This window comes from Rhodococcus kronopolitis (assembly GCF_042654025.1).
GTDB classification, from domain to species: Bacteria; Actinomycetota; Actinomycetes; order Mycobacteriales; family Mycobacteriaceae; genus Rhodococcus_G; species Rhodococcus_G kronopolitis.
Genome location: NZ_JBHSFO010000010.1, coordinates 19535 through 37387, shown reverse-complemented (window position 1 = coordinate 37387; position 17853 = coordinate 19535). Strand labels below are relative to the sequence as shown.

Sequence of the window (17853 nt, the reverse complement as noted above, 5' to 3'; positions counted from 1 at the left end):
GCCCCGACATAGCATGTGCACCATCCGGGGACTGTTGCCCCGACACCAGTCGAGAAGGGACATTCAGTGGCGGACCGCCTGATCGTGCGCGGAGCGCGTGAGCACAACCTGCGTGGTATCGACATCGACCTGCCGCGGGACAGTCTCATCGTCTTCACCGGGCTCTCCGGCTCCGGTAAGTCCTCGCTCGCCTTCGACACGATCTTCGCCGAGGGACAACGTCGCTACGTCGAGTCGCTCTCGGCCTACGCACGTCAGTTCCTCGGGCAGATGGACAAGCCCGACGTCGACTTCATCGAGGGGCTCTCGCCCGCGGTGTCGATCGACCAGAAGTCGACCAACCGCAACCCGCGTTCGACCGTCGGCACCATCACCGAGGTCTACGACTACCTGCGACTGCTCTACGCCCGCGCCGGCACGCCGCACTGCCCGGTCTGCGGGGAGCAGATCGCCAAGCAGAGCCCGCAGCAGATCGTCGACCAGGTCCTCGCGATGGAGGAGGGCACCCGCTTCCAGGTGCTCGCCCCGGTGGTGCGCACCCGCAAGGGCGAGTTCGTGGACCTGTTCGACCAGCTCAACACCCAGGGCTACGCGCGCGTGCGGGTGGACGGGGTGGTCCACCAGCTCACCGACCCGCCCACGCTGAAGAAGCAGGAGAAGCACGACATCGAGGTGGTGATCGACCGCCTCACCGTCAAGGCCAGCTCCAAGCAGCGTCTGACCGACTCGGTGGAGACCGCACTGCGGCTCGCGGACGGCATCGTGGTCCTCGACTTCGTGGACCGGGATGAGTCCGCTCCCGACCGGGAGCGACGGTTCTCCGAGTCGCTGGCCTGCCCGAACGGTCACGCCCTGTCGGTCGACGATCTCGAACCACGGGCGTTCTCGTTCAACTCGCCGTACGGCGCCTGCCCGGAGTGCACGGGGCTCGGCATCCGCAAGGAGGTCGACGCGGACCTCGTGGTGCCCGATCCCGAGCTGAGCCTCGCGGACGGCGCCATCGCGCCCTGGTCGATGGGGCAGACCTCCGAGTACTTCGGCCGGCTGCTCTCCGGACTGGCCGACATCATGGGCTTCGACATGGCGACGCCCTGGAACGAGCTGCCGGCGAAGGTGCGCAAGGCGGTACTGGAGGGCAGCACCGAGCAGGTGCACGTCAAGTACAAGAACCGGTACGGACGGACCCGGTCCTACTACGCCGAGTTCGAGGGCGTGATGCCCTTCCTGCACCGCCGACTCGACCAGACCGAGTCGGAGCAGATGAAGGAGCGCTACGACGGGTACATGCGGGACGTGCCGTGTCCGGCCTGCAACGGCGCCCGGCTGCGCCCCGAGATCCTGTCGGTGACGATCGCGGGTGCCGCGGGAAAGAAGTCGATCGCCGACGTGGCCGAGCTGTCCATCGCCGACTGCGCCGACTTCCTCAACGGTCTCACCCTGGGCAGCCGCGAGGAGGCCATCGCCGGTCAGGTGCTCAAGGAGGTCCAGGCCCGGCTCGGGTTCCTGCTCGACGTGGGGCTCGAGTACCTCTCGCTCTCGCGCGCGGCGGGCACCCTGTCCGGCGGCGAGGCGCAGCGGATCCGGCTCGCCACCCAGATCGGCTCCGGCCTGGTCGGCGTGCTGTACGTGTTGGACGAGCCGTCGATCGGGCTGCACCAGCGCGACAACCGGCGCCTGATCGAGACGCTGACCCGGCTGCGCGACCTCGGCAACACGCTGATCGTCGTCGAGCACGACGAGGACACCATCCGTACCTCCGACTGGGTGGTCGACATCGGTCCGCTGGCAGGCGAGCACGGCGGCAGGGTGGTGCACAGCGGTCCCTATCAGGAGCTGCTGACCTGCGAGGAGTCCCTGACCGGCGCGTACCTGTCCGGCCGCTCGTCGATTCCCGTGCCGGAGGTCCGTCGGCCGGTCGACAGGAAGCGGCAGGTCACGGTCGTCGGCGCCAAGGAGAACAACCTCGCCGGCATCGACGTGAGCTTCCCGCTGGGCGTGCTGACCGCCGTCACCGGTGTGTCCGGGTCCGGCAAGTCGACGCTGGTGAACGACATCCTCGCGACGGTGATGGCGAACAAGCTCAACGGCGCGCGGCAGGTGCCGGGCAGGCACACCCGGATCAACGGGCTCGACCAGCTGGACAAGCTTGTGCAGGTGGACCAGTCGCCGATCGGCCGCACCCCGCGGTCCAACGCGGCCACCTACACCGGGGTGTTCGACAAGATCCGCACGTTGTTCGCGGCGACCACCGAGGCGAAGGTACGCGGCTACCAGCCGGGCCGCTTCTCGTTCAACGTCAAGGGCGGCCGGTGCGAGGCGTGTTCCGGCGACGGCACCCTCAAGATCGAGATGAACTTCCTGCCCGACGTGTACGTGCCGTGCGAGGTGTGCCACGGCGCCCGGTACAACCGGGAGACGCTCGAGGTGCACTACAAGGGCAAGACCATCGCCGAGGTGCTGGACATGCCGATCGAGGAGGCCGCGGACTTCTTCGAGGCCATCACCTCGATTCACCGCTACCTCAAGACGCTGGTGGAGGTGGGTCTGGGCTACGTCCGGCTGGGGCAGCCGGCACCCACCCTCTCGGGCGGTGAGGCCCAGCGCGTCAAGCTGGCCGCGGAGCTGCAGAAGCGGTCCACCGGCCGCACCGTCTACGTCCTGGACGAGCCGACGACCGGCCTGCACTTCGAGGACATCCGCAAGCTGCTCGGCGTGGTGAACGGTCTGGTGGACAAGGGCAACACCGTGATCGTCATCGAACACAACCTGGACGTCATCAAGACCTCGGACTGGGTGATCGACATGGGGCCCGAGGGCGGCTCGGGTGGCGGCACGGTGGTCGCGCAGGGCGCGCCGGAGCAGATCGCCGCGGTGCCGGAGAGCTACACCGGCAAGTTCCTCCGGGACGTGCTGACCCAGTCTCAGGCCGCTGCCAAGCCGAAGGCGGTCAAGGCGAAAGCAGCCAAGCCGAAGGCAGCGGGGGCGGCCACGGCCAAGGGTGTGAAGCGGAAGGCCGCCGCGCTGGGCTGAGGTGCGCTCGCCCGTCCGTAGGGACGGGCGAGCAGCGTGGTGAATGCAGAACGAGGGCCGGGCCGCGAATGCGGCCCGGCCCTCGCCGAGCTGGAGAAAAGCTCAGTCGTTCTCAGACCTCGGGGGTCGGGGTGACGGTGCCGCCGCCGCCGAGGCCCAGGTCGGAGGAGCCGCCGCCGATCAGGGAGTTGACGATGTTGGCGAGGGCGCCGAAGAAGCTGTCGATGTCGCCGGAGTTAGGCATGATGATCTCCTTGTGTCGAGTGTCGTCGAACGTTCCGGACCGAGTCGGACTTCGGACCGGCGGGAAGCTGGATCGTTCGCCTCGTCCCAGCCTGGCTGACCAGCCTCGGATCGTGACGGAAAGTGTGACCCCCGTAAGCGGTGAGCGTGGTGTCACCCACCGCATCCCGGACCTTGTCTACACGAGCGACCAGTTCGGGTGTCCGGAATTGTGAAATCGATTCACACACACTTCGGTGATGTGAGTCACGGGACGGTCCGCTCGGTCAGTTGACCGGGCCGGTGAACTTCTCGCCCGGGCCCTTGCCCGGCTCGTCCGGGTGCAACGACGCCTCTCGGAAGGCGCGCTGCAGGGCCTGGAGCCCCTCGCGAATCGGGCCGGCGTGCGGCCCCAGGTACTCAACCGACGCGGTGACCAGGCCGGCGAGGGCGGTAATCACCCGGCGGGCCTCGTCCAGGTCGAGATGATCGCTCTCGTCGGGGTTGGGGGAGCCGAGGCCGAGCTTCTCGGCTGCCGAACTCATCAACATCACCGCGGCGCGGCTGATTACCTCGACCGCCGGCACGTCGGCGAGGTCACGAACGTCGCCCGCTTGGGCATCCTCTGTCATGACTGCTAGACTTCCATACACGACCGCCCCCGACGATGTTGGGGGCAGCAAGTGGAGTCCGACTCCCACCGTTCTTCGGCGCCTCAAAACCGCTGGTAGACGGTCCCGGTCGCCGGTCTGTAGCGACGGTGTCCTTGCACTTGTGCAGGAATGCCCGCAACGGTCCGGCTCTCTCTTTGATGAGGGGGTGTGGCAGCGAGGTGATCGCGGCGACATCGTACCGGTCGACATCGGACCCCGCATGGTGCAACCACCGTCGCGGGGTTCTTTTGTTGGGGTAAGCGGGCAACGGGCTGCCGGCGGTCACGACGACCTGCCGCTCTACCTAGGAGGCCCCATCAGCACTGAGACCCGCATCAACGATCGCATCCGCGTACCCGAGGTCCGTCTCGTCGGACCTGGCGGTGAGCAGGTCGGGATCGTGCGTGTTGAAGATGCACTCCGCTTGGCGCTCGAAGCCGATCTCGACCTGGTCGAGGTGGCGCCCGACGCCCGCCCGCCGGTGTGCAAGATCATGGACTACGGCAAGTTCAAGTACGAGAACGCACAGAAGGCGCGTGAGTCGCGCAAGAACCAGCAGCTGACCGTGATCAAGGAGCAGAAGCTCCGCCCCAAGATCGACGCCCACGACTACGAGACCAAGAAGCGCAACGTTGTTCGCTTCCTCGAGGCCGGCTCCAAGGTGAAGGTCACGATCATGTTCCGCGGTCGCGAGCAGTCGCGTCCCGAGCTGGGCTTCCGTCTCCTGCAGCGCCTGGGCGCCGATGTCGCGGATCTCGGCTTCATCGAGACCTCGGCCAAGCAGGACGGCCGCAACATGACGATGGTCCTCGCCCCCCACAAGGGCGCGAAGACCCGAGTCAAGGCGCAGGAGACCGCGCAGGCACCGGCCGTCGTGGTTCCGAGGTCCGCCTCGGCTCCGCCGCTGGCCGAGCCCACGCCGGCCGCTCCGGCTGCGCCCGCTCCCGAGGCGCCTGCCACGGGCAGCGCGCCCGAGGCGAGCTAGTCGAGCCACGGCTCACCCGATCAGTACGACCGTACGCAGCACACGAAGAACACAGAACTGAGGACTCCATGCCCAAGATGAAGACCCACAGCGGCGCCTCGAAGCGATTCAAGGTCTCCGGCAGCGGCAAGATCATGCGCCAGAAGGCCGGTCGCCGCCACCTGCTCGAGCACAAGTCCAGCCGGGTCACCCGTCGCCTCGACGGTGTCGCCGTCGTCAACAAGGCGGACGTTCCCCGCATCAAGCGCCTTCTCGGCATCTGATCGTTGACCTGCACTATTTGACCAACCAGGGGTGCCCGGCGCACCCCGAGATCGACAGGATTTCCCAGTGGCACGCGTAAAGAGGGCAGTCAACGCCCAGAAGAAGCGCCGTTCAATCCTCGAAGCCTCCAGCGGCTACCGGGGACAGCGCTCGCGGCTCTACCGCAAGGCCAAGGAGCAGCAGCTCCACTCGCTCACCTACGCATACCGCGACCGTCGGCAGCGCAAGGGTGACTTCCGTCGTCTGTGGATCACGCGTATCAACGCTGCGGCGCGTCTCAACGACATCACGTACAACCGCCTGATCCAGGGCCTGCGTCTGGCCGAGGTCGAGGTCGACCGCAAGATCCTCGCCGAGCTGGCCGTCTCCGACGCCGAGGCGTTTGCCGGCCTGGTTGCCGTCGCGAAGGCCGCACTGCCGGCCGACGTGAACGCGCCTGCCGGGGAAGCAGCCTGAGCAAGTTGTTCCAGGAACGACCCGTGGACCCGTTCTCCGAACGGACCCCACGGGTCGTTTCTGCTGTCAAGCTGCTGCGGGGTGCCGAGCGCAGGAAGACCGGCAGGTTCCTCGCGGAGGGCTCCAACTCGGTGGCCGAGGCGCTGGCGACGGGTCGGGCGCTGGAGCTGTTCGTCACCGAGGACGCGGCGACCCGGTACGGCGACCTGTTGGCCGCCGCGGCGGCCGCTGGTGTCCGCACCTCGCCGATCACCGAGCGTGCCGCCCGCGCGCTCAGCGACACCGTCACCCCGCCCGGGCTGGTCGCGGTCTGCGGGCTGCTCGACGTGCCGCTGGAGGTCGCACTCGGACCGAACCCGCGGCTGCTGGCCGTGCCGGTCGCGGTCTCGGAGCCGGGCAACGCCGGCACCGTGATCCGGGTCGCGGACGCGGTCGGCGCGGACGCGGCGATCCTGGCCGGCGACAGCGTGGACCCGCACAACGGCAAGTGTGTGCGCTCGTCCGCGGGCAGCGTGTTCCACCTGCCGATCGCCCGCGAGCGTGACGTCGAGCGGGTGCTCGACGCGGTCACGGCGGCAGGCGTGCAGATCCTGGCGACAGCGGCCGACGGCGAGGTCGACCTCGACGCCGCGGACGAGCTGCTGGCGCGTCCGACGGCCTGGCTGTTCGGCAACGAGGCGCACGGCCTGGACCCGGCGATCGCGGCACGGGCCGACCACCGCGTCCGGATCCCCATCCGCGGTCGAGCCGAGAGCCTGAACCTGGCGACCGCCGCGGCGATCTGCCTGTACGCGAGCGCCCGGGTGCAGCATCGCACCATCGGACCCGCCACCTAGGATTGTGGCAATCCGCGACGCGTTCGACCCATCGACGACGCACTGACCATCGACGAGGAGACCCACCAGCCGTGGCTATGAACGAGGCCGACAGTCCAGCGACCATCGACGCCGAGATCCTGACCGAGGCGTCGCTCGACGCGTCGGCGACGCAGGCCGAGCAGGGGTTCGCCGCCGCCGCGGACCTCGACGCGCTGGCCCAGGCCAAGATCGACCACCTCGGCGACAAGGCGCCGCTCTCGCTGGTGCGCCGGGCGCTCGGGTCGCTGCCGGGCAAGGAGAAGGCCGAGGCGGGCAAGCGCGTCAACGCCGCCCGGACCCGGGCCACCGCCGCGTACGACGCCCGTCGCGAGGTGCTGCTGGCCGAGCGTGACGCGGCGGTGCTGGTCGCCGAGGCGATCGACGTGACGCTGCCGGCCGGCCGCCGCACGGTCGGCGCCCGCCACCCGATCACCATCATCTCCGAGCAGGTCGAGGACGTGTTCGTGGCGATGGGCTGGGAGGTCGCCAACGGCCCGGAGGTCGAGACCGAGCACTTCAACTTCGACGCGTTGAACTTCCTGCCGGACCACCCGGCCCGCACCATGCAGGACACCTTCCACATCGCACCGGAGGGTTCGCGGCAGGTGCTGCGCACTCACACCTCGCCGGTCCAGGTGCGGACGATGCTCTCGCGTGAGGTGCCGATCTACGTCGTGTGCCCGGGCCGGACCTTCCGGACCGACGAGCTCGACTCCACCCACACCCCGGTCTTCTCCCAGGTGGAGGGCCTGGCGGTGGACAAGGGCCTGACCATGGCGAACCTGCGCGGCACCCTCGACGCCTTCGCCCGTGCGCTGTTCGGCCCGGACACCCGGACCCGGATGCGCCCCAACTACTTCCCGTTCACCGAGCCGTCCGCCGAGGTGGACGTCTGGTTCCCCGGCAAGAAGGGTGGCGCCGGCTGGGTCGAGTGGGGCGGCTGCGGAATGGTCAACCCGAAGGTGCTGCGCGCCAGCGGAATCGACCCCGACGTGTACTCGGGCTTCGCCTTCGGTATGGGGCTCGAGCGCACCCTGCAGTTCCGCAACGGCATCCCCGACATGCGGGACATCGTCGAGGGCGACGTGCGCTTCACGCTGCCCTTCGGTGTCCAGGCCTGATCGACGAGAACGAGAGAGCTGAGTAGACGTGCGAGTAGCGCAATCGTGGCTGACCGAGATCCTGCAGCGGGCGACCCCCGGCTGGGAGGTGAGCGCCGAGGAACTGGACGCCGGATTCGTCCGTGTCGGCCTCGAGGTCGAGGAGGTCGACGTCCTGCACAAGGTGCCCGGGCCGCTGGTGGTCGGTCGGGTCGTCTCGATCACCGAACTCACCGAGTTCAAGAAGCCGATCCGGATGTGCCAGGTCGACGTGGGGGAGGCCGAGCCCCGCGGCATCGTCTGCGGCGCCCGCAACTTCGCCGAGGGTGACCTGATCGTCGCGGCACTGCCCGGCGCGGTGCTGCCCGGCGACTTCAAGATCGCCGCCCGCAAGACCTACGGCCAGGTCTCCGACGGCATGATCTGCTCGGTCGCCGAGCTGGGCATCGGAAAGGACCACTCCGGCATCCTGGTGCTCGAGCCCGGGACCGCGGAGCCCGGCACCGACGCCAACGAGTTGCTCGGCCTCGGTGACACGATCATCGAGCTGAACATCACCCCGGACCGTGGCTACTGCTTCTCGCTGCGCGGCCTGACCCGCGAGCTGGCGTGCGGATTCGACCTCGACTTCGCCGACCCGGCGGTGCAGGTGCCGCACGGGGCGACGGGCGCGGCGTGGCCGTTGACGGTGCAGCCGGAGTCCGGCTGCACGCGATTCGCGTTGCGCCGCGTGACCGGGGTGAACCCGGCCGCGGTCACCCCGTGGTGGATGCAGCGTCGACTGCTGCTGTCCGGGGTGCGGCCGATCTCGCCCGCCGTGGACGTCACCAACTACGTGATGCTCGAACTCGGCCACCCGTTGCACGCCTTCGACGCCGCGAAGGTCGACGGCGCGCTGCTGGTCCGCCGGGCGGCTGCGGGCGAGAAGCTGACCACGCTGGACGGCGTGGAACGCACCCTCGACGCCGAGGACGTGGTGATCTGCGACGACACCGGGGCGATCTCGCTGGCCGGTGTCATGGGCGGCGCCAGCACGGAGGTCGGCACGGAGACCACCGAGGTGCTGCTCGAGGCCGCGATCTGGAGCCCGCTCGCGGTGTTCAAGACCTCCCGCAGGCACAAGCTGATCAGCGAGGCCAGCAAGCGTTACGAGCGGGTGGTGGACCCGGCCCTGTCGGCCGCCGTCCTGGACCGGGCCGCCGGACTGCTCGCCGAGATCGCGGGCGGCGTGGTCGAGCCGGTGCTGACCGACGTCGGCGGCGTGGCCGCGACGGATCCGATCGTGATGGACGTCGACCTGCCGGATCGGGTGGCCGGTGTCGCGTACCCGAACGGGACCGCGACGCGTCGACTCACCCAGGTGGGATGCACCGTCGAGGTCGGCGCCAGCGAGGCCGGCCACGCCCAGCTCGTGGTCAGCCCGCCGTCCTGGCGTCCGGACCTGACCGGTCCCGCGGACCTGGTCGAGGAGGTACTGCGGCTCGAGGGCCTCGAGCAGATTCCCTCCGTGCTGCCCGCCGCCCCCGCCGGTCGCGGCCTGACCGCCGAGCAGCGTCGTCGTCGTGCCGTGGGCAAGGCGCTCGCGTTCGACGGCTACGCCGAGGTGCTGCCGACGGTCTTCCTGCCGACCGGGGTCTTCGACGCCTGGGGCCTGGACGCCGACGACCCGCGCCGGCACACCAGCCGGGTGCTCAACCCGCTCGAGTCGGATCGGCCCGAGCTGGCCACCACGCTGCTGCCTGCACTGTTGGAGGTCTTGGCCCGCAACACTTCTCGTGGTCAGCGCGATTTGGCGCTGTTCGGGATCGCGCAGGTCGTCCAGCCCGGACCGGACACCAAGCCGGTCGCCGCGCTGCCGGTGGACCGTCGTCCGACCGACGACGAGATCGCGAACCTGCTCGCATCGCTGCCCGCGCAGCCGGTCCACGTGGCCACGGTGCTGACCGGTCAGCGGGACCCGAGCGGGCCCTGGGGCCCGGGCCGGCCGGCCGACGCCACCGATGCCTTCGCGGCCGCGCAGACCATTGCCGACGCGGCCGGTGTGGTGCTCGAGCGGCGGGCCGCCCAGTACCTGCCGTGGCATCCCGGTCGGTGCGCCGAGCTGCTGGTCGACGGCGTGGTCGTCGGGCACGCCGGCGAGCTGCACCCCGCCGTGCTCGAGCGCGCCGGGCTGCCCCCGCGCACCTGCGCCGTCGAGCTGAACCTCACGGCCTTGCCGATCTCCGAGTCGCTGCCTGCGCCGCGGGTCTCGCCCTTCCCGGCGGTCCTGCAGGACGTCGCCGTGGTGGTCGACGCCACGGTGCCCGCGGCCGCGGTGGAGTCCGCGCTGCGGGCCGGCGCCGGTGAGCTGCTCGAGGGCATCAGGCTCTTCGACGTGTTCGAGGGCGAGCAGGTTGGGGCGGGACGCAAGTCGCTCGCGTTCGCGCTGCGGGTCCGGGCCGCCGACCGCACACTCACCGAGGACGAGGCGAGTGCCGTGCGCGACGCGGCGGTCGCGGCGGCGTCCGCGGCGGTGGGTGCGCAGCTGCGCTCCTGAGCGGCGCGCGACGGCGCGAAAGTCTGTAGACCGGGGACGGACGGGCCATTGGGCCCGTCCGTCCCCGTCTGCGTGTCCGCCACGCCCGTGGCTCGATCGAGGCGCGCGGGCGCGTGGCCGCATAGGGTTGGGGGACCAGCCGAAGAGGGAATGAGGCGTGATGAGCGAATCCCACCGGGACCCGGCCGCCGAGGAACCGACCGTGCACGACGCCGAGATCGTCGAGGATCCGACGGTCGGTGCGTCGGTCCCGGTCGCGGTGCCGAGCCCGGACTACACCGACGCCGGAGTTCCCACCTTCGACGCGGTGCGGGACAAGATCGAGTCCCTCGCCGGGCGCGCGATCGGCAACCGCGAACTGGACGCCCAGACGCCCGCCGGGCGCGCTCTCGACGAGCAGTGGGAGGACCGACAGCGGGCCGCCCGCGACAAGCTCGACGAGATCCGCAAGGCGATGGACGACTGACAATCCCGCCCGCGTAATCTGGGGGTTAGTCCAAACTCTCGGAGGTTCTCGATGGAAATTCTTGTCGCCCTGGCCTACGTGATCGTGTTCCTCACGATTGCCGTCGTCGTGATCGGCTGCCTGCTGCTGTTCATCTTCTCGATCAACGGCCACTTCGGGCAGGGCAAGCCGAAGGCCGGTTCCGCCACCGACCTGGCGGCCAGCCACGGCAAGGCCTCCTGACGGAAGTTCTCGCACAAACGGCCGGGCCCCTGCTGGGGCCCGGCCGGTTTGTCTCTGTCGCTCAGTGCCGGTCGAGGATCGCGGCGAAGTCGGTGCCGGCAGGCAGGCTGCCGTACTCGAGGTCGCGCTCGGGTCCGAGGCGGGCGGCGAGGAAGGCCTCGGCGACCGCCGTCGGGGCGGTGCGCAGCAGCAGCGAACCCTGCAGGCCCAGGGCCATCGAGGCGGCGACCGACCGCGCCCGCAGCTGAGCCTGCGCGGGGGCGAGGGTGGCCAGTTCCGCCAGCGAGCGCCGCATCCCGTCGTGGTGGGCGTCGAAGATCGTCGACGCGCCGCGGGCCAGCGAGAGCTCGGCGTCGAACGCGGCCACCGACTCGGGCTCGCGGGTCATCGCGCGCAGCACGTCGAGGGCGATGACGTTGCCGGAGCCCTCCCACACCGCCATCACCGGCTGCTCGCGATAGCGCCGGGCCAGCGGGAACGCCTCGGTGTAGCCGTTTCCGCCCAGGCACTCGAGGGCCTCGTAGGCGTGGTGCGGGCCGCGCTTGCAGATCCAGTACTTGCTCACCGCCGTCGCGAGCCGGCGGAACGCCTTCTCGGACTCCGACGCGTCGTCGTCGTGGGCACGGGCGAGACGCAGCGAGGTCGCGGTCGCCGCCTCGGACTCGAGCGCCAGGTCCGCGGCGACCGCGGTCATCGCGGGCTGGTCGATCAGCGTGGCGCCGAACGCGGCGCGGCCCCGGACGTGCCAGAGCGCCTCGGCCACCGACTGGCGCATGCCTGCGGTGGAGCCGTACACGCAGTCCAGTCGGGTGCGGGCCACCATCTCGATGATGGTGCGCACGCCGCGGCCGGGCTCGCCGACCAGGTGGCCGACGGTGCCGTCGAGTTCGATCTCGGACGAGGCGTTGGACTTGTTGCCGAGCTTGTCCTTGAGCCGCTGGATCCGGAAGACGTTGCGGGTGCCGTCCTCGAGCACCCGGGGCACCAGGAAGCAGGAGAGCGACTCGGCGCCGTCCTGCACCGTCTGCGCCAGGATCAGGAAGCCGTCGGACATCGGCGCCGAGCAGAACCACTTGTGCCCGTTGAGCACGTAGTCGCGCCCGCCGATCGGGGTCGCGGTGGTGGTGTTGGCGCGCACGTCCGAGCCGCCCTGCTTCTCGGTCATCGCCATGCCGAACAGCACGCCGGGCTTGTCGCCGGGGGCGCGCAGGGCGCCGTCGTAGCCGCGGGCGTACAGGCGGGGCAGCCACACCTGCGCGAGCTCGGGCTGCAGTTCCAGCGCCGGGACCACCGAGTGGGTCATCGAGACCGGGCAGGAGTGTCCGGGCTCGATCTGGGCGAACATCATGAACGTCGCGGCGCGGGCCACGTTCGCGCCCGCGCGCGGCTCGGCCCAGGCGCTGGTGTGCGCGCCGTGCTCGACGGCGGACGAGATGATGCGGTGGTACGCGGGGTGGTATTCGACCTCGTCGATGCGGTTGCCGTGCCTGTCGTGGCTGTGCAGGCGTGGGATCTCGGTGTTCGCGAGTTCCGCGTCGTGGATGAAGCTCTCGGTCCCGACCAGCGCCCCGACGTCGGTCAGGTGCGACTGCGCCCAGTCCGCGTCGTACCGGCGCACGCCCTCGACGAGCGGGATGTTCGAGGTGTACTCGTTGACGTCCACCCGCGGCGGCGCCTGGTTGAAGACCTCGTGGGTGTGGTGTCCCTGCGCTACGACGTTGGTCATGGTGCGTCCCTTCGGGATTCGGTGGCGGGGTGGGGTAGTTCAGGATTCGAGCGGCTCGGCGCCGACCGCGCGCAGGCAGAGCCCGAGGATGGCGTCGACGATGTCGGCGTCGGACGACGACTCCGTCGGCACCGGTGACAGCCGGCCGGCGAGGGACTCGCTGATGGCGCCGATCAGGGCGGCGGCGGCGATGTCGACGTGCTGCGCGGGGAACTCCCCGGCGGCGATGCCGTCGTGCAGGATCCCCGCGGTCATTTCCACGTACGAGCGGCGGTAGACCAGGCGTTCCTCGTCGACCCGCGGGTCGACCGGCTCGAACAGCAGCGACCAGGCCATCTGGCGGCCGCGGAGGGCGCGCCAGGCGAAGGTGCGGACGACGGCCTGCAGTCGGTCGGTCGCGCTCTCGCACGCCTCGACGGCCTTGCGGACCTCGGCCAGTTCCTGGTCGGCGCCGCGTCGGAACACCGCGGCCAGCAGGTCGGCGTGACCGGCGAAGTGCGAGTACACCGACCCGACGCTCATGCCGCAGGCGTCGGCGATGACCTTGACCGGTGCGGCCGCGAACCCGCCGTCGGCAATCAGCCTCTCGGCGGTGGTCAGCAGCAGCTCCCGGCGCTGCGCCTGCGCGGCGCGGGTCTTGTCTGTCGCTCGGTACGCCATCGGTCACCACCTTTCCCGAAGCTATGAATCATGGTTCAATTCTTACGAGAACTGACTCTAGAACGAATCGGTGAACACGGCAATCCCCGACCCGGAGACAACCGGGACGTCCCAAGGAGAATTCATGAACCTGACGACGATGCTCGAGAGCACCTGCCGGAAGTTCCCCGACAAGGAAGCGGTGGTGTACGGGGCCGAGCGCATCACCTACCGGGAGCTGCTGGCCGCCTCCCGCCGCGCCGCCGAGGTGTTCCGGGCCCGCGGGGTCGGCCGCGGCGACCGGGTCGCGGTGATGACGTTCAACACGCCCGGATTCGTGATCGCCGCGTTCGGGGCCTGGCGGGCCGGTGCGGCGGTCGTGCCGGTCAACCACAAGCTCGCGGCGCCGGAGGTCGAGTACCTGTTGCGGCACAGCGGGGCCACGGTGGGTGTCGCGGCGGCCGAACTGCGGCCGGTGACCGAAGCCGGTGCGCCGCAGGTCGACTGGCTGTTCACCGAGGGCGGACCGGAGGCCGGCCGGGACTTCGACGCGCTCGTCGACGCCGCCGACGAGTGGGACGGCGTCGACCTCGACGAGACCGACATCGCCCAGGTGCTCTACACGTCGGGGACCACCAGCGCCCCCAAGGGCTGCCTGCACACCCATCGCTCGATCACCACCGTCGCGCCGTACATCGCGACCACCCTCGGGCTGGACCGCGACGAGCGGGTGCTGATCGCGATGCCGATCTGGCACGCGGCCCCGCTCAACGTCTGGTTCGTCCCGACCATGTTCCTGGGCGGCACGGTCGTGCTGATGCGCGAGTACGCGCCGCTGCCGTTCCTCGAGATCATCGGCGCGGAGAAGGTCACCGCCTTCTTCGGTGCCCCGATCGCCTACCTGGCGCCGCTGCAGGCGGCCCGGGCTGCCGGCATCGACCTGTCCGCCTACGACTTCTCGACCATGCGGCGGTGGACCTACGGCGGCGCCCCGATCGGCGCGGAGGTCGCCCGGCAGCTGCAGCAGGCGTACCGGTCCGAGGACTTCTACCAGGTGTACGGCATGAGTGAGATGGGCCCGACCGGCACCGCGCTGTACCCGCACGAGCAGATCGCGAAGGCCGGGTCGATCGGGCGCGGCGGCATGCCCGGCGTCGACCTGCGAGTGGTTCGGCCCGACGGCGGCGACGCCGCGCCGGGGGAGACCGGCGAGATCTGGCTCAGCGGGGACACCCGGATGCTCGGGTACCTGAACAACGACGAGGCCACCGCGGAGGTGTTCGAGGGCCGCTGGTACCGGACCGGCGACGTCGCCCGGCTGGACGAGGACGGCTACCTGTACATCGTCGACCGCACCAAGGACATCATCATCACCGGCGGCGAGAACGTCTACTCCCAGGAGGTGGAGGAGGCGATCCGGCCGCGCGAGGACGTCCTCGACGTGGCGGTGATCGGCCGACCGCACCGCGAGTGGGGAGAGACCGTGGTCGCGGTCGTCGTGCCGGCGCCGGGGTGCGAACTCGAGCTCGGGGAACTGCGCGAGTACCTGTCGGGCAAGCTCGCCCGCTACAAGGTCCCGCGCGAGCTGGTGCTGGTGGAGTCGTTGCCGCGCAACCCCTCCGGCAAGCTGACCAAGCACGTGGTGCGCGAGAGCGTGTTCGGCGGCTGACACCCGCAGCTGGGGCGGGTTCACTTCTTGTCACCAGTACGAAGTCAGGGCGCCGACGCGGTGCGGAGCCCGAGCGCGACCGTGCAGCCTGGACCTGGGGCGCTGCGGGTGATAGACAGTAGGTGGTTGAGACAACAGCCTGCGTGCCTGCCCCTTGTGCGGCGGTCGTGGACTGTTCGAGGCCCCGGCAGGCATTTCCCCTTTCCTGCCGCGGAGGTTCCAGCTGTGTCTGCCTTCCTTTCGTCCTGCTCCCGTCCTGGCTTCGGTATGCGTGTCCGCCGACTGCCGCACGCCGGTCGCCGGGGCCTGGTGTTGCTCACGCTGTCCGGCGAATTGGACCAGAACTCGCTGTGTGACTTCGAGGCGGCGCTGCGCGGTGGCCCGGACGTGGGGCAGACGGCGGTGATCGTGGACCTGCGTGGGTTGACGTTCCTCAGTGTCGGTGGCCTGTCGTTGCTGACGGTCGTGAACGCAGACGGGCACGGCATCGAGATCAGTGTGGTCGCACCGCCGCGTGGTGTGCGGCGTGGTCTCGCGGTCGCCGGATTGACCGAGCAGGTGCCGGTCTTCGACACCGTCGAGGAAGCGATCGTGTGGCACGAGCGTTCGCGAACGGGGTGTCCTCGTCGGCGGGACCGAAGCAGCAGTCGGAGTACGTGATTCGTGCCCGAACCAGTGACCGATCCGGTGCCCCCGACGAATCCCAGCTCACGAGGAACGGAGATCTCGATGACGCACACCGCAAGCATTCCCACCAGGTCCCCGGACTCCGACGATGCCGCGAAGGTGGCGGCGCTCACCGCGGTAGTGGCGGAGATCGACCGCCGGCTGGCTCGAACGGGGGACGAGAACCCCGACCGTCGGACAGTGCTTCGTGACCGGGACCGCGCCACGTTGTATCTCGCTGCTACGCGTGCCGGCCGGGCGGAACTGATCCCGGAGGTCCTCTACCGGGGTCTTCTTGCCCGCAATTCGTCCACTGCGTCGAGTCCGGGGGCGGTCGCCACCGTGCTCGAACGACGGCTCGCGGCACCGCATCCCGATCGGCCGTCGTATCGGGTACCGGATCGCGGCGGATGCTGCCACACCACGGTGGTGACGGTGTGTGGTGATCTCGAGTCCTCGACCCTGCCCGAGTTCCGTCGGGTGCTCGACCACGCACTGTCCACGAGCTACCACGGTGTGGTGGTCGACCTCGCGGCGACGACGTTCGTCGGTATCGCGGTCACCCGCGAGCTGGCCGACGCGACGCGGCGGGCCGACCGCAACCGGCTCGATCTGCGCCTGGTCACCGGTTCTCCCCACGTCAGACTCATGCTGACCACCACCGGTACGCTCCCGCCGTCCCGCTGGTACGACTCGTTGCCCTCGGCATTGGGGAGGTAACCCTCGATGTTGTCGGATGGGCTGCCGGGTCGAGGGCACTCGACGTGCCCGAGGGTTACGGTGACAACGACACTTGACGTCGCACCTTGGCGACGCATCTGGTCCGCGTGTGGGAGGAGGGTTCGATGGAGAACGCCCCGGTGTCGGAGCCGGTCAGTCCTGCCGCGGTGTTCGCCGCGTTGGCGGAGATCGTCTACCGCCCGTCCAGCGACGGCGAGGTGTACGAGGCGATCTGTGCCGCCGCGATCCTGCTGGTGCCGGGCTGTGATCACGCCAGCGTGATGATCCGAAACGGGGGCGACTATGTCACCGTCGCGGCCAGTGACGAGATCGCCCGCCAGGTCGACGATCTCGAGCGGGTCGTGGGCGAAGGGCCCTGCCTCGATGCCATCGAGGACGAGGCCGCTCAGTTGGACCCGGATCTGTGCACCGCGCCGCAGTGGCCGGGGTTGGCGGCTCGGGTGGTCGCGGCGACCCCGGTTCGTGGTGCGATGGGGTTCCGGTTGCGCGTCGACGGTCGCAAGGTCGGTGCCCTGAATCTGTTCACCGACACCGCGGGGGTCTTCACCGACACCGCCGCCGAGCAGGCGGCGATCCTGGCGGCGTTCGCCGCGGTCACCGCGTCCGCGGTGATCGGAGGCGGTGAGGTGAGCACCCTGCGTGCCGGGCTGGTCAGCAACCGGGAGATAGGCAAGGCGGTCGGTCTGCTGATGGCCCTGCATCGCATCTCCGACGACGACGCCTTCGACCTGTTGCGGCGTACCTCGCAGCAGATGAACGTCAAGATCGCCGAACTGGCCCGCCGGGTGATCGACCAACACCACGGCGCCTGAGCCGGGGAGCGCGGAACGCCTCGAAGGTGGCCGTCCCGTCGTGACCCGGGGTATCCCGTCGCCGTAGTGCGGACCACGCCCGCAGATTCGGGGCCTTCCGCCGTCGCCGGGCCTCGGAACGCCTGCTCGGGCCCTACCGACTGACGCCCGTGCCACCTCGGATCGGCTCCTCGTCGGGAGGGTGTTAACGTCCGCGTGGCGGTTTTGCTGACACTGTGTCGGTAAAGCCGTCGGCAACGCGCGACGGCGGCATCGAAGGACGGTGCCTGCCGGGCATCCGACGACGAATAGGCATGGGCTCTGTGATGGACGACTTCAGCGGGATCGACGGGTTCTTCGGTACGAGGGCCTCCCTGATGATGGACCTGATGGTCCTCGTCATGGCTCTGGTGACCGTCGTCCTGGCGTGGAGCGTGTACCAGGTGAAGGTCCGGCGCCGGTTCGGCCTGCATCGGCGGGTGCAGATCCCGCTGGGCCTCGGCCTGCTGGTGGCCGTGGTGCTCTTCGAGTTGGACGTGCGCCTCAACGGCTGGGAGGAGCGCGCGGCCGGCGTCGTCGGTGGCGAGGCGTCCGGCGTGGTGTGGACGGCCCTGGCCGTCCACCTCGTGTTCGCCGTATTCTCGGTGCTGTTGTGGCCGGTGGTGATCGTCCGGGCGATGCGCAACTTCGGCAGTCCGCCGCAGCCGGGTGGGCACTCCGCGTGGCATCGCCGGTGGGCCCCGGTGGCCGCGGTCGGCATGGTCCTCACCGCCGTGACGAGTTGGGTGTTCTACGCGGTCGCCTTCGTGGGCTGAGGCGGCCAGGGAAGG

At 69.9% G+C, this 17853-nt stretch carries 18 protein-coding genes; 14 read left to right on the top strand and 4 right to left on the bottom strand.

The annotated features are described in order from the left end of the window. Positions 1 to 66 precede the first annotated feature (66 nt). A complete protein-coding gene (uvrA, locus tag ACFO6S_RS16475; protein WP_378418798.1) occupies positions 67 to 3030 on the top strand; it encodes an excinuclease ABC subunit UvrA in 2964 nt (987 codons plus the stop codon). Positions 3031 to 3142: 112 nt separating this feature from the next. Here uvrA and ACFO6S_RS16470 read toward each other — a convergent pair whose 3' ends face one another. Continuing rightward, a complete protein-coding gene (locus tag ACFO6S_RS16470) occupies positions 3143 to 3274 on the bottom strand; it encodes a hypothetical protein (RefSeq protein ID WP_378418796.1) in 132 nt (43 codons plus the stop codon). Between the two features lie 265 nt (positions 3275 to 3539). Then, the gene (locus ACFO6S_RS16465; protein WP_378418794.1) at positions 3540 to 3884 is read right to left on the bottom strand and encodes a DUF1844 domain-containing protein; all 345 of its coding nucleotides are present in this window, start codon (positions 3882 to 3884) and stop codon (positions 3540 to 3542) included. A 337-nt stretch (positions 3885 to 4221) separates the two neighbouring features. Between ACFO6S_RS16465 and infC the strand changes: the two genes are divergently transcribed. The 8 genes from infC (at position 4222) to ACFO6S_RS16425 (ending at position 10791) form a co-directional block, all read left to right on the top strand. After that, the gene (infC, locus tag ACFO6S_RS16460) at positions 4222 to 4890 is read left to right on the top strand and encodes a translation initiation factor IF-3 (protein ID WP_378418992.1); all 669 of its coding nucleotides are present in this window, start codon (positions 4222 to 4224) and stop codon (positions 4888 to 4890) included. Between the two features lie 68 nt (positions 4891 to 4958). Next, on the top strand, positions 4959 to 5153 hold the full coding sequence (rpmI, locus tag ACFO6S_RS16455) for a 50S ribosomal protein L35 (RefSeq protein ID WP_378418792.1): 195 nt from the start codon (positions 4959 to 4961) through the stop codon (positions 5151 to 5153). Positions 5154 to 5220: 67 nt separating this feature from the next. Continuing rightward, positions 5221 to 5610 (top strand): 50S ribosomal protein L20, encoded by a 390-nt coding sequence (rplT, locus tag ACFO6S_RS16450; protein WP_378418790.1) that lies wholly within the window; start codon positions 5221 to 5223, stop codon positions 5608 to 5610. A gap of 23 nt (positions 5611 to 5633) precedes the next feature. Then, the gene (locus tag ACFO6S_RS16445) at positions 5634 to 6446 is read left to right on the top strand and encodes a TrmH family RNA methyltransferase (RefSeq protein ID WP_378418989.1); all 813 of its coding nucleotides are present in this window, start codon (positions 5634 to 5636) and stop codon (positions 6444 to 6446) included. Positions 6447 to 6517: 71 nt separating this feature from the next. Further along, complete coding sequence (pheS, locus tag ACFO6S_RS16440; RefSeq protein WP_378418788.1) at positions 6518 to 7588, top strand: phenylalanine--tRNA ligase subunit alpha; 1071 nt, start codon at positions 6518 to 6520, stop codon at positions 7586 to 7588. Between the two features lie 28 nt (positions 7589 to 7616). After that, on the top strand, positions 7617 to 10103 hold the full coding sequence (gene pheT / locus ACFO6S_RS16435) for a phenylalanine--tRNA ligase subunit beta (protein WP_378418787.1): 2487 nt from the start codon (positions 7617 to 7619) through the stop codon (positions 10101 to 10103). A 160-nt stretch (positions 10104 to 10263) separates the two neighbouring features. Then, the gene (locus tag ACFO6S_RS16430) at positions 10264 to 10569 is read left to right on the top strand and encodes a hypothetical protein (RefSeq protein WP_378418785.1); all 306 of its coding nucleotides are present in this window, start codon (positions 10264 to 10266) and stop codon (positions 10567 to 10569) included. A gap of 51 nt (positions 10570 to 10620) precedes the next feature. After that, a complete protein-coding gene (locus tag ACFO6S_RS16425) occupies positions 10621 to 10791 on the top strand; it encodes a hypothetical protein (protein ID WP_378418783.1) in 171 nt (56 codons plus the stop codon). A gap of 61 nt (positions 10792 to 10852) precedes the next feature. On the opposite strand, the gene ACFO6S_RS16420 is transcribed toward ACFO6S_RS16425, so the two are convergent. Both ACFO6S_RS16420 and ACFO6S_RS16415 read right to left on the bottom strand, forming a co-directional pair. Next, positions 10853 to 12517 carry an acyl-CoA dehydrogenase family protein gene (locus tag ACFO6S_RS16420; protein WP_378418781.1) on the bottom strand — a complete coding sequence of 555 codons (1665 nt, stop codon included), beginning with the start codon at positions 12515 to 12517 and terminating at the stop codon, positions 10853 to 10855. Between the two features lie 39 nt (positions 12518 to 12556). After that, positions 12557 to 13177, bottom strand: a complete 621-nt coding sequence (locus ACFO6S_RS16415) for a TetR/AcrR family transcriptional regulator (protein WP_378418780.1) — start codon at positions 13175 to 13177, stop codon at positions 12557 to 12559. Positions 13178 to 13301: 124 nt separating this feature from the next. On the opposite strand from ACFO6S_RS16415, the gene ACFO6S_RS16410 reads away from it, so the two are divergent. The 5 genes from ACFO6S_RS16410 (at position 13302) to ACFO6S_RS16390 (ending at position 17838) form a co-directional block, all read left to right on the top strand. After that, positions 13302 to 14825 (top strand): class I adenylate-forming enzyme family protein, encoded by a 1524-nt coding sequence (locus ACFO6S_RS16410; protein WP_378418778.1) that lies wholly within the window; start codon positions 13302 to 13304, stop codon positions 14823 to 14825. Between the two features lie 267 nt (positions 14826 to 15092). After that, a complete protein-coding gene (locus tag ACFO6S_RS16405) occupies positions 15093 to 15485 on the top strand; it encodes an STAS domain-containing protein (protein WP_378418776.1) in 393 nt (130 codons plus the stop codon). A gap of 69 nt (positions 15486 to 15554) precedes the next feature. Beyond that, entirely contained in the window at positions 15555 to 16211 is a 657-nt protein-coding gene (locus ACFO6S_RS16400) for an STAS domain-containing protein (RefSeq protein ID WP_378418774.1), read from the top strand. Between the two features lie 125 nt (positions 16212 to 16336). Further along, positions 16337 to 17044 carry a GAF and ANTAR domain-containing protein gene (locus tag ACFO6S_RS16395; RefSeq protein WP_378418772.1) on the top strand — a complete coding sequence of 236 codons (708 nt, stop codon included), beginning with the start codon at positions 16337 to 16339 and terminating at the stop codon, positions 17042 to 17044. Positions 17045 to 17337: 293 nt separating this feature from the next. After that, entirely contained in the window at positions 17338 to 17838 is a 501-nt protein-coding gene (locus ACFO6S_RS16390; protein WP_378418770.1) for a DUF420 domain-containing protein, read from the top strand. The last annotated feature ends 15 nt before the right edge of the window (positions 17839 to 17853 follow it).

Coding starts and splice junctions, on each gene's coding strand:
- ACFO6S_RS16415 (WP_378418780.1), bottom strand. CDS start 13,177: ATGGCGTACCGAGCGACAGACAAGACCCGCGCCGCGCAGGCGCAGCGC.
- ACFO6S_RS16390 (WP_378418770.1), top strand. CDS start 17,338: ATGGGCTCTGTGATGGACGACTTCAGCGGGATCGACGGGTTCTTCGGT.
- ACFO6S_RS16395 (WP_378418772.1), top strand. CDS start 16,337: ATGGAGAACGCCCCGGTGTCGGAGCCGGTCAGTCCTGCCGCGGTGTTC.
- ACFO6S_RS16430 (WP_378418785.1), top strand. CDS start 10,264: ATGAGCGAATCCCACCGGGACCCGGCCGCCGAGGAACCGACCGTGCAC.
- ACFO6S_RS16420 (WP_378418781.1), bottom strand. CDS start 12,517: ATGACCAACGTCGTAGCGCAGGGACACCACACCCACGAGGTCTTCAAC.
- ACFO6S_RS16465 (WP_378418794.1), bottom strand. CDS start 3,884: ATGACAGAGGATGCCCAAGCGGGCGACGTTCGTGACCTCGCCGACGTG.
- rpmI (WP_378418792.1), top strand. CDS start 4,959: ATGCCCAAGATGAAGACCCACAGCGGCGCCTCGAAGCGATTCAAGGTC.
- ACFO6S_RS16400 (WP_378418774.1), top strand. CDS start 15,555: ATGACGCACACCGCAAGCATTCCCACCAGGTCCCCGGACTCCGACGAT.
- ACFO6S_RS16405 (WP_378418776.1), top strand. CDS start 15,093: ATGCGTGTCCGCCGACTGCCGCACGCCGGTCGCCGGGGCCTGGTGTTG.
- ACFO6S_RS16470 (WP_378418796.1), bottom strand. CDS start 3,274: ATGCCTAACTCCGGCGACATCGACAGCTTCTTCGGCGCCCTCGCCAAC.
- ACFO6S_RS16425 (WP_378418783.1), top strand. CDS start 10,621: ATGGAAATTCTTGTCGCCCTGGCCTACGTGATCGTGTTCCTCACGATT.
- ACFO6S_RS16410 (WP_378418778.1), top strand. CDS start 13,302: ATGAACCTGACGACGATGCTCGAGAGCACCTGCCGGAAGTTCCCCGAC.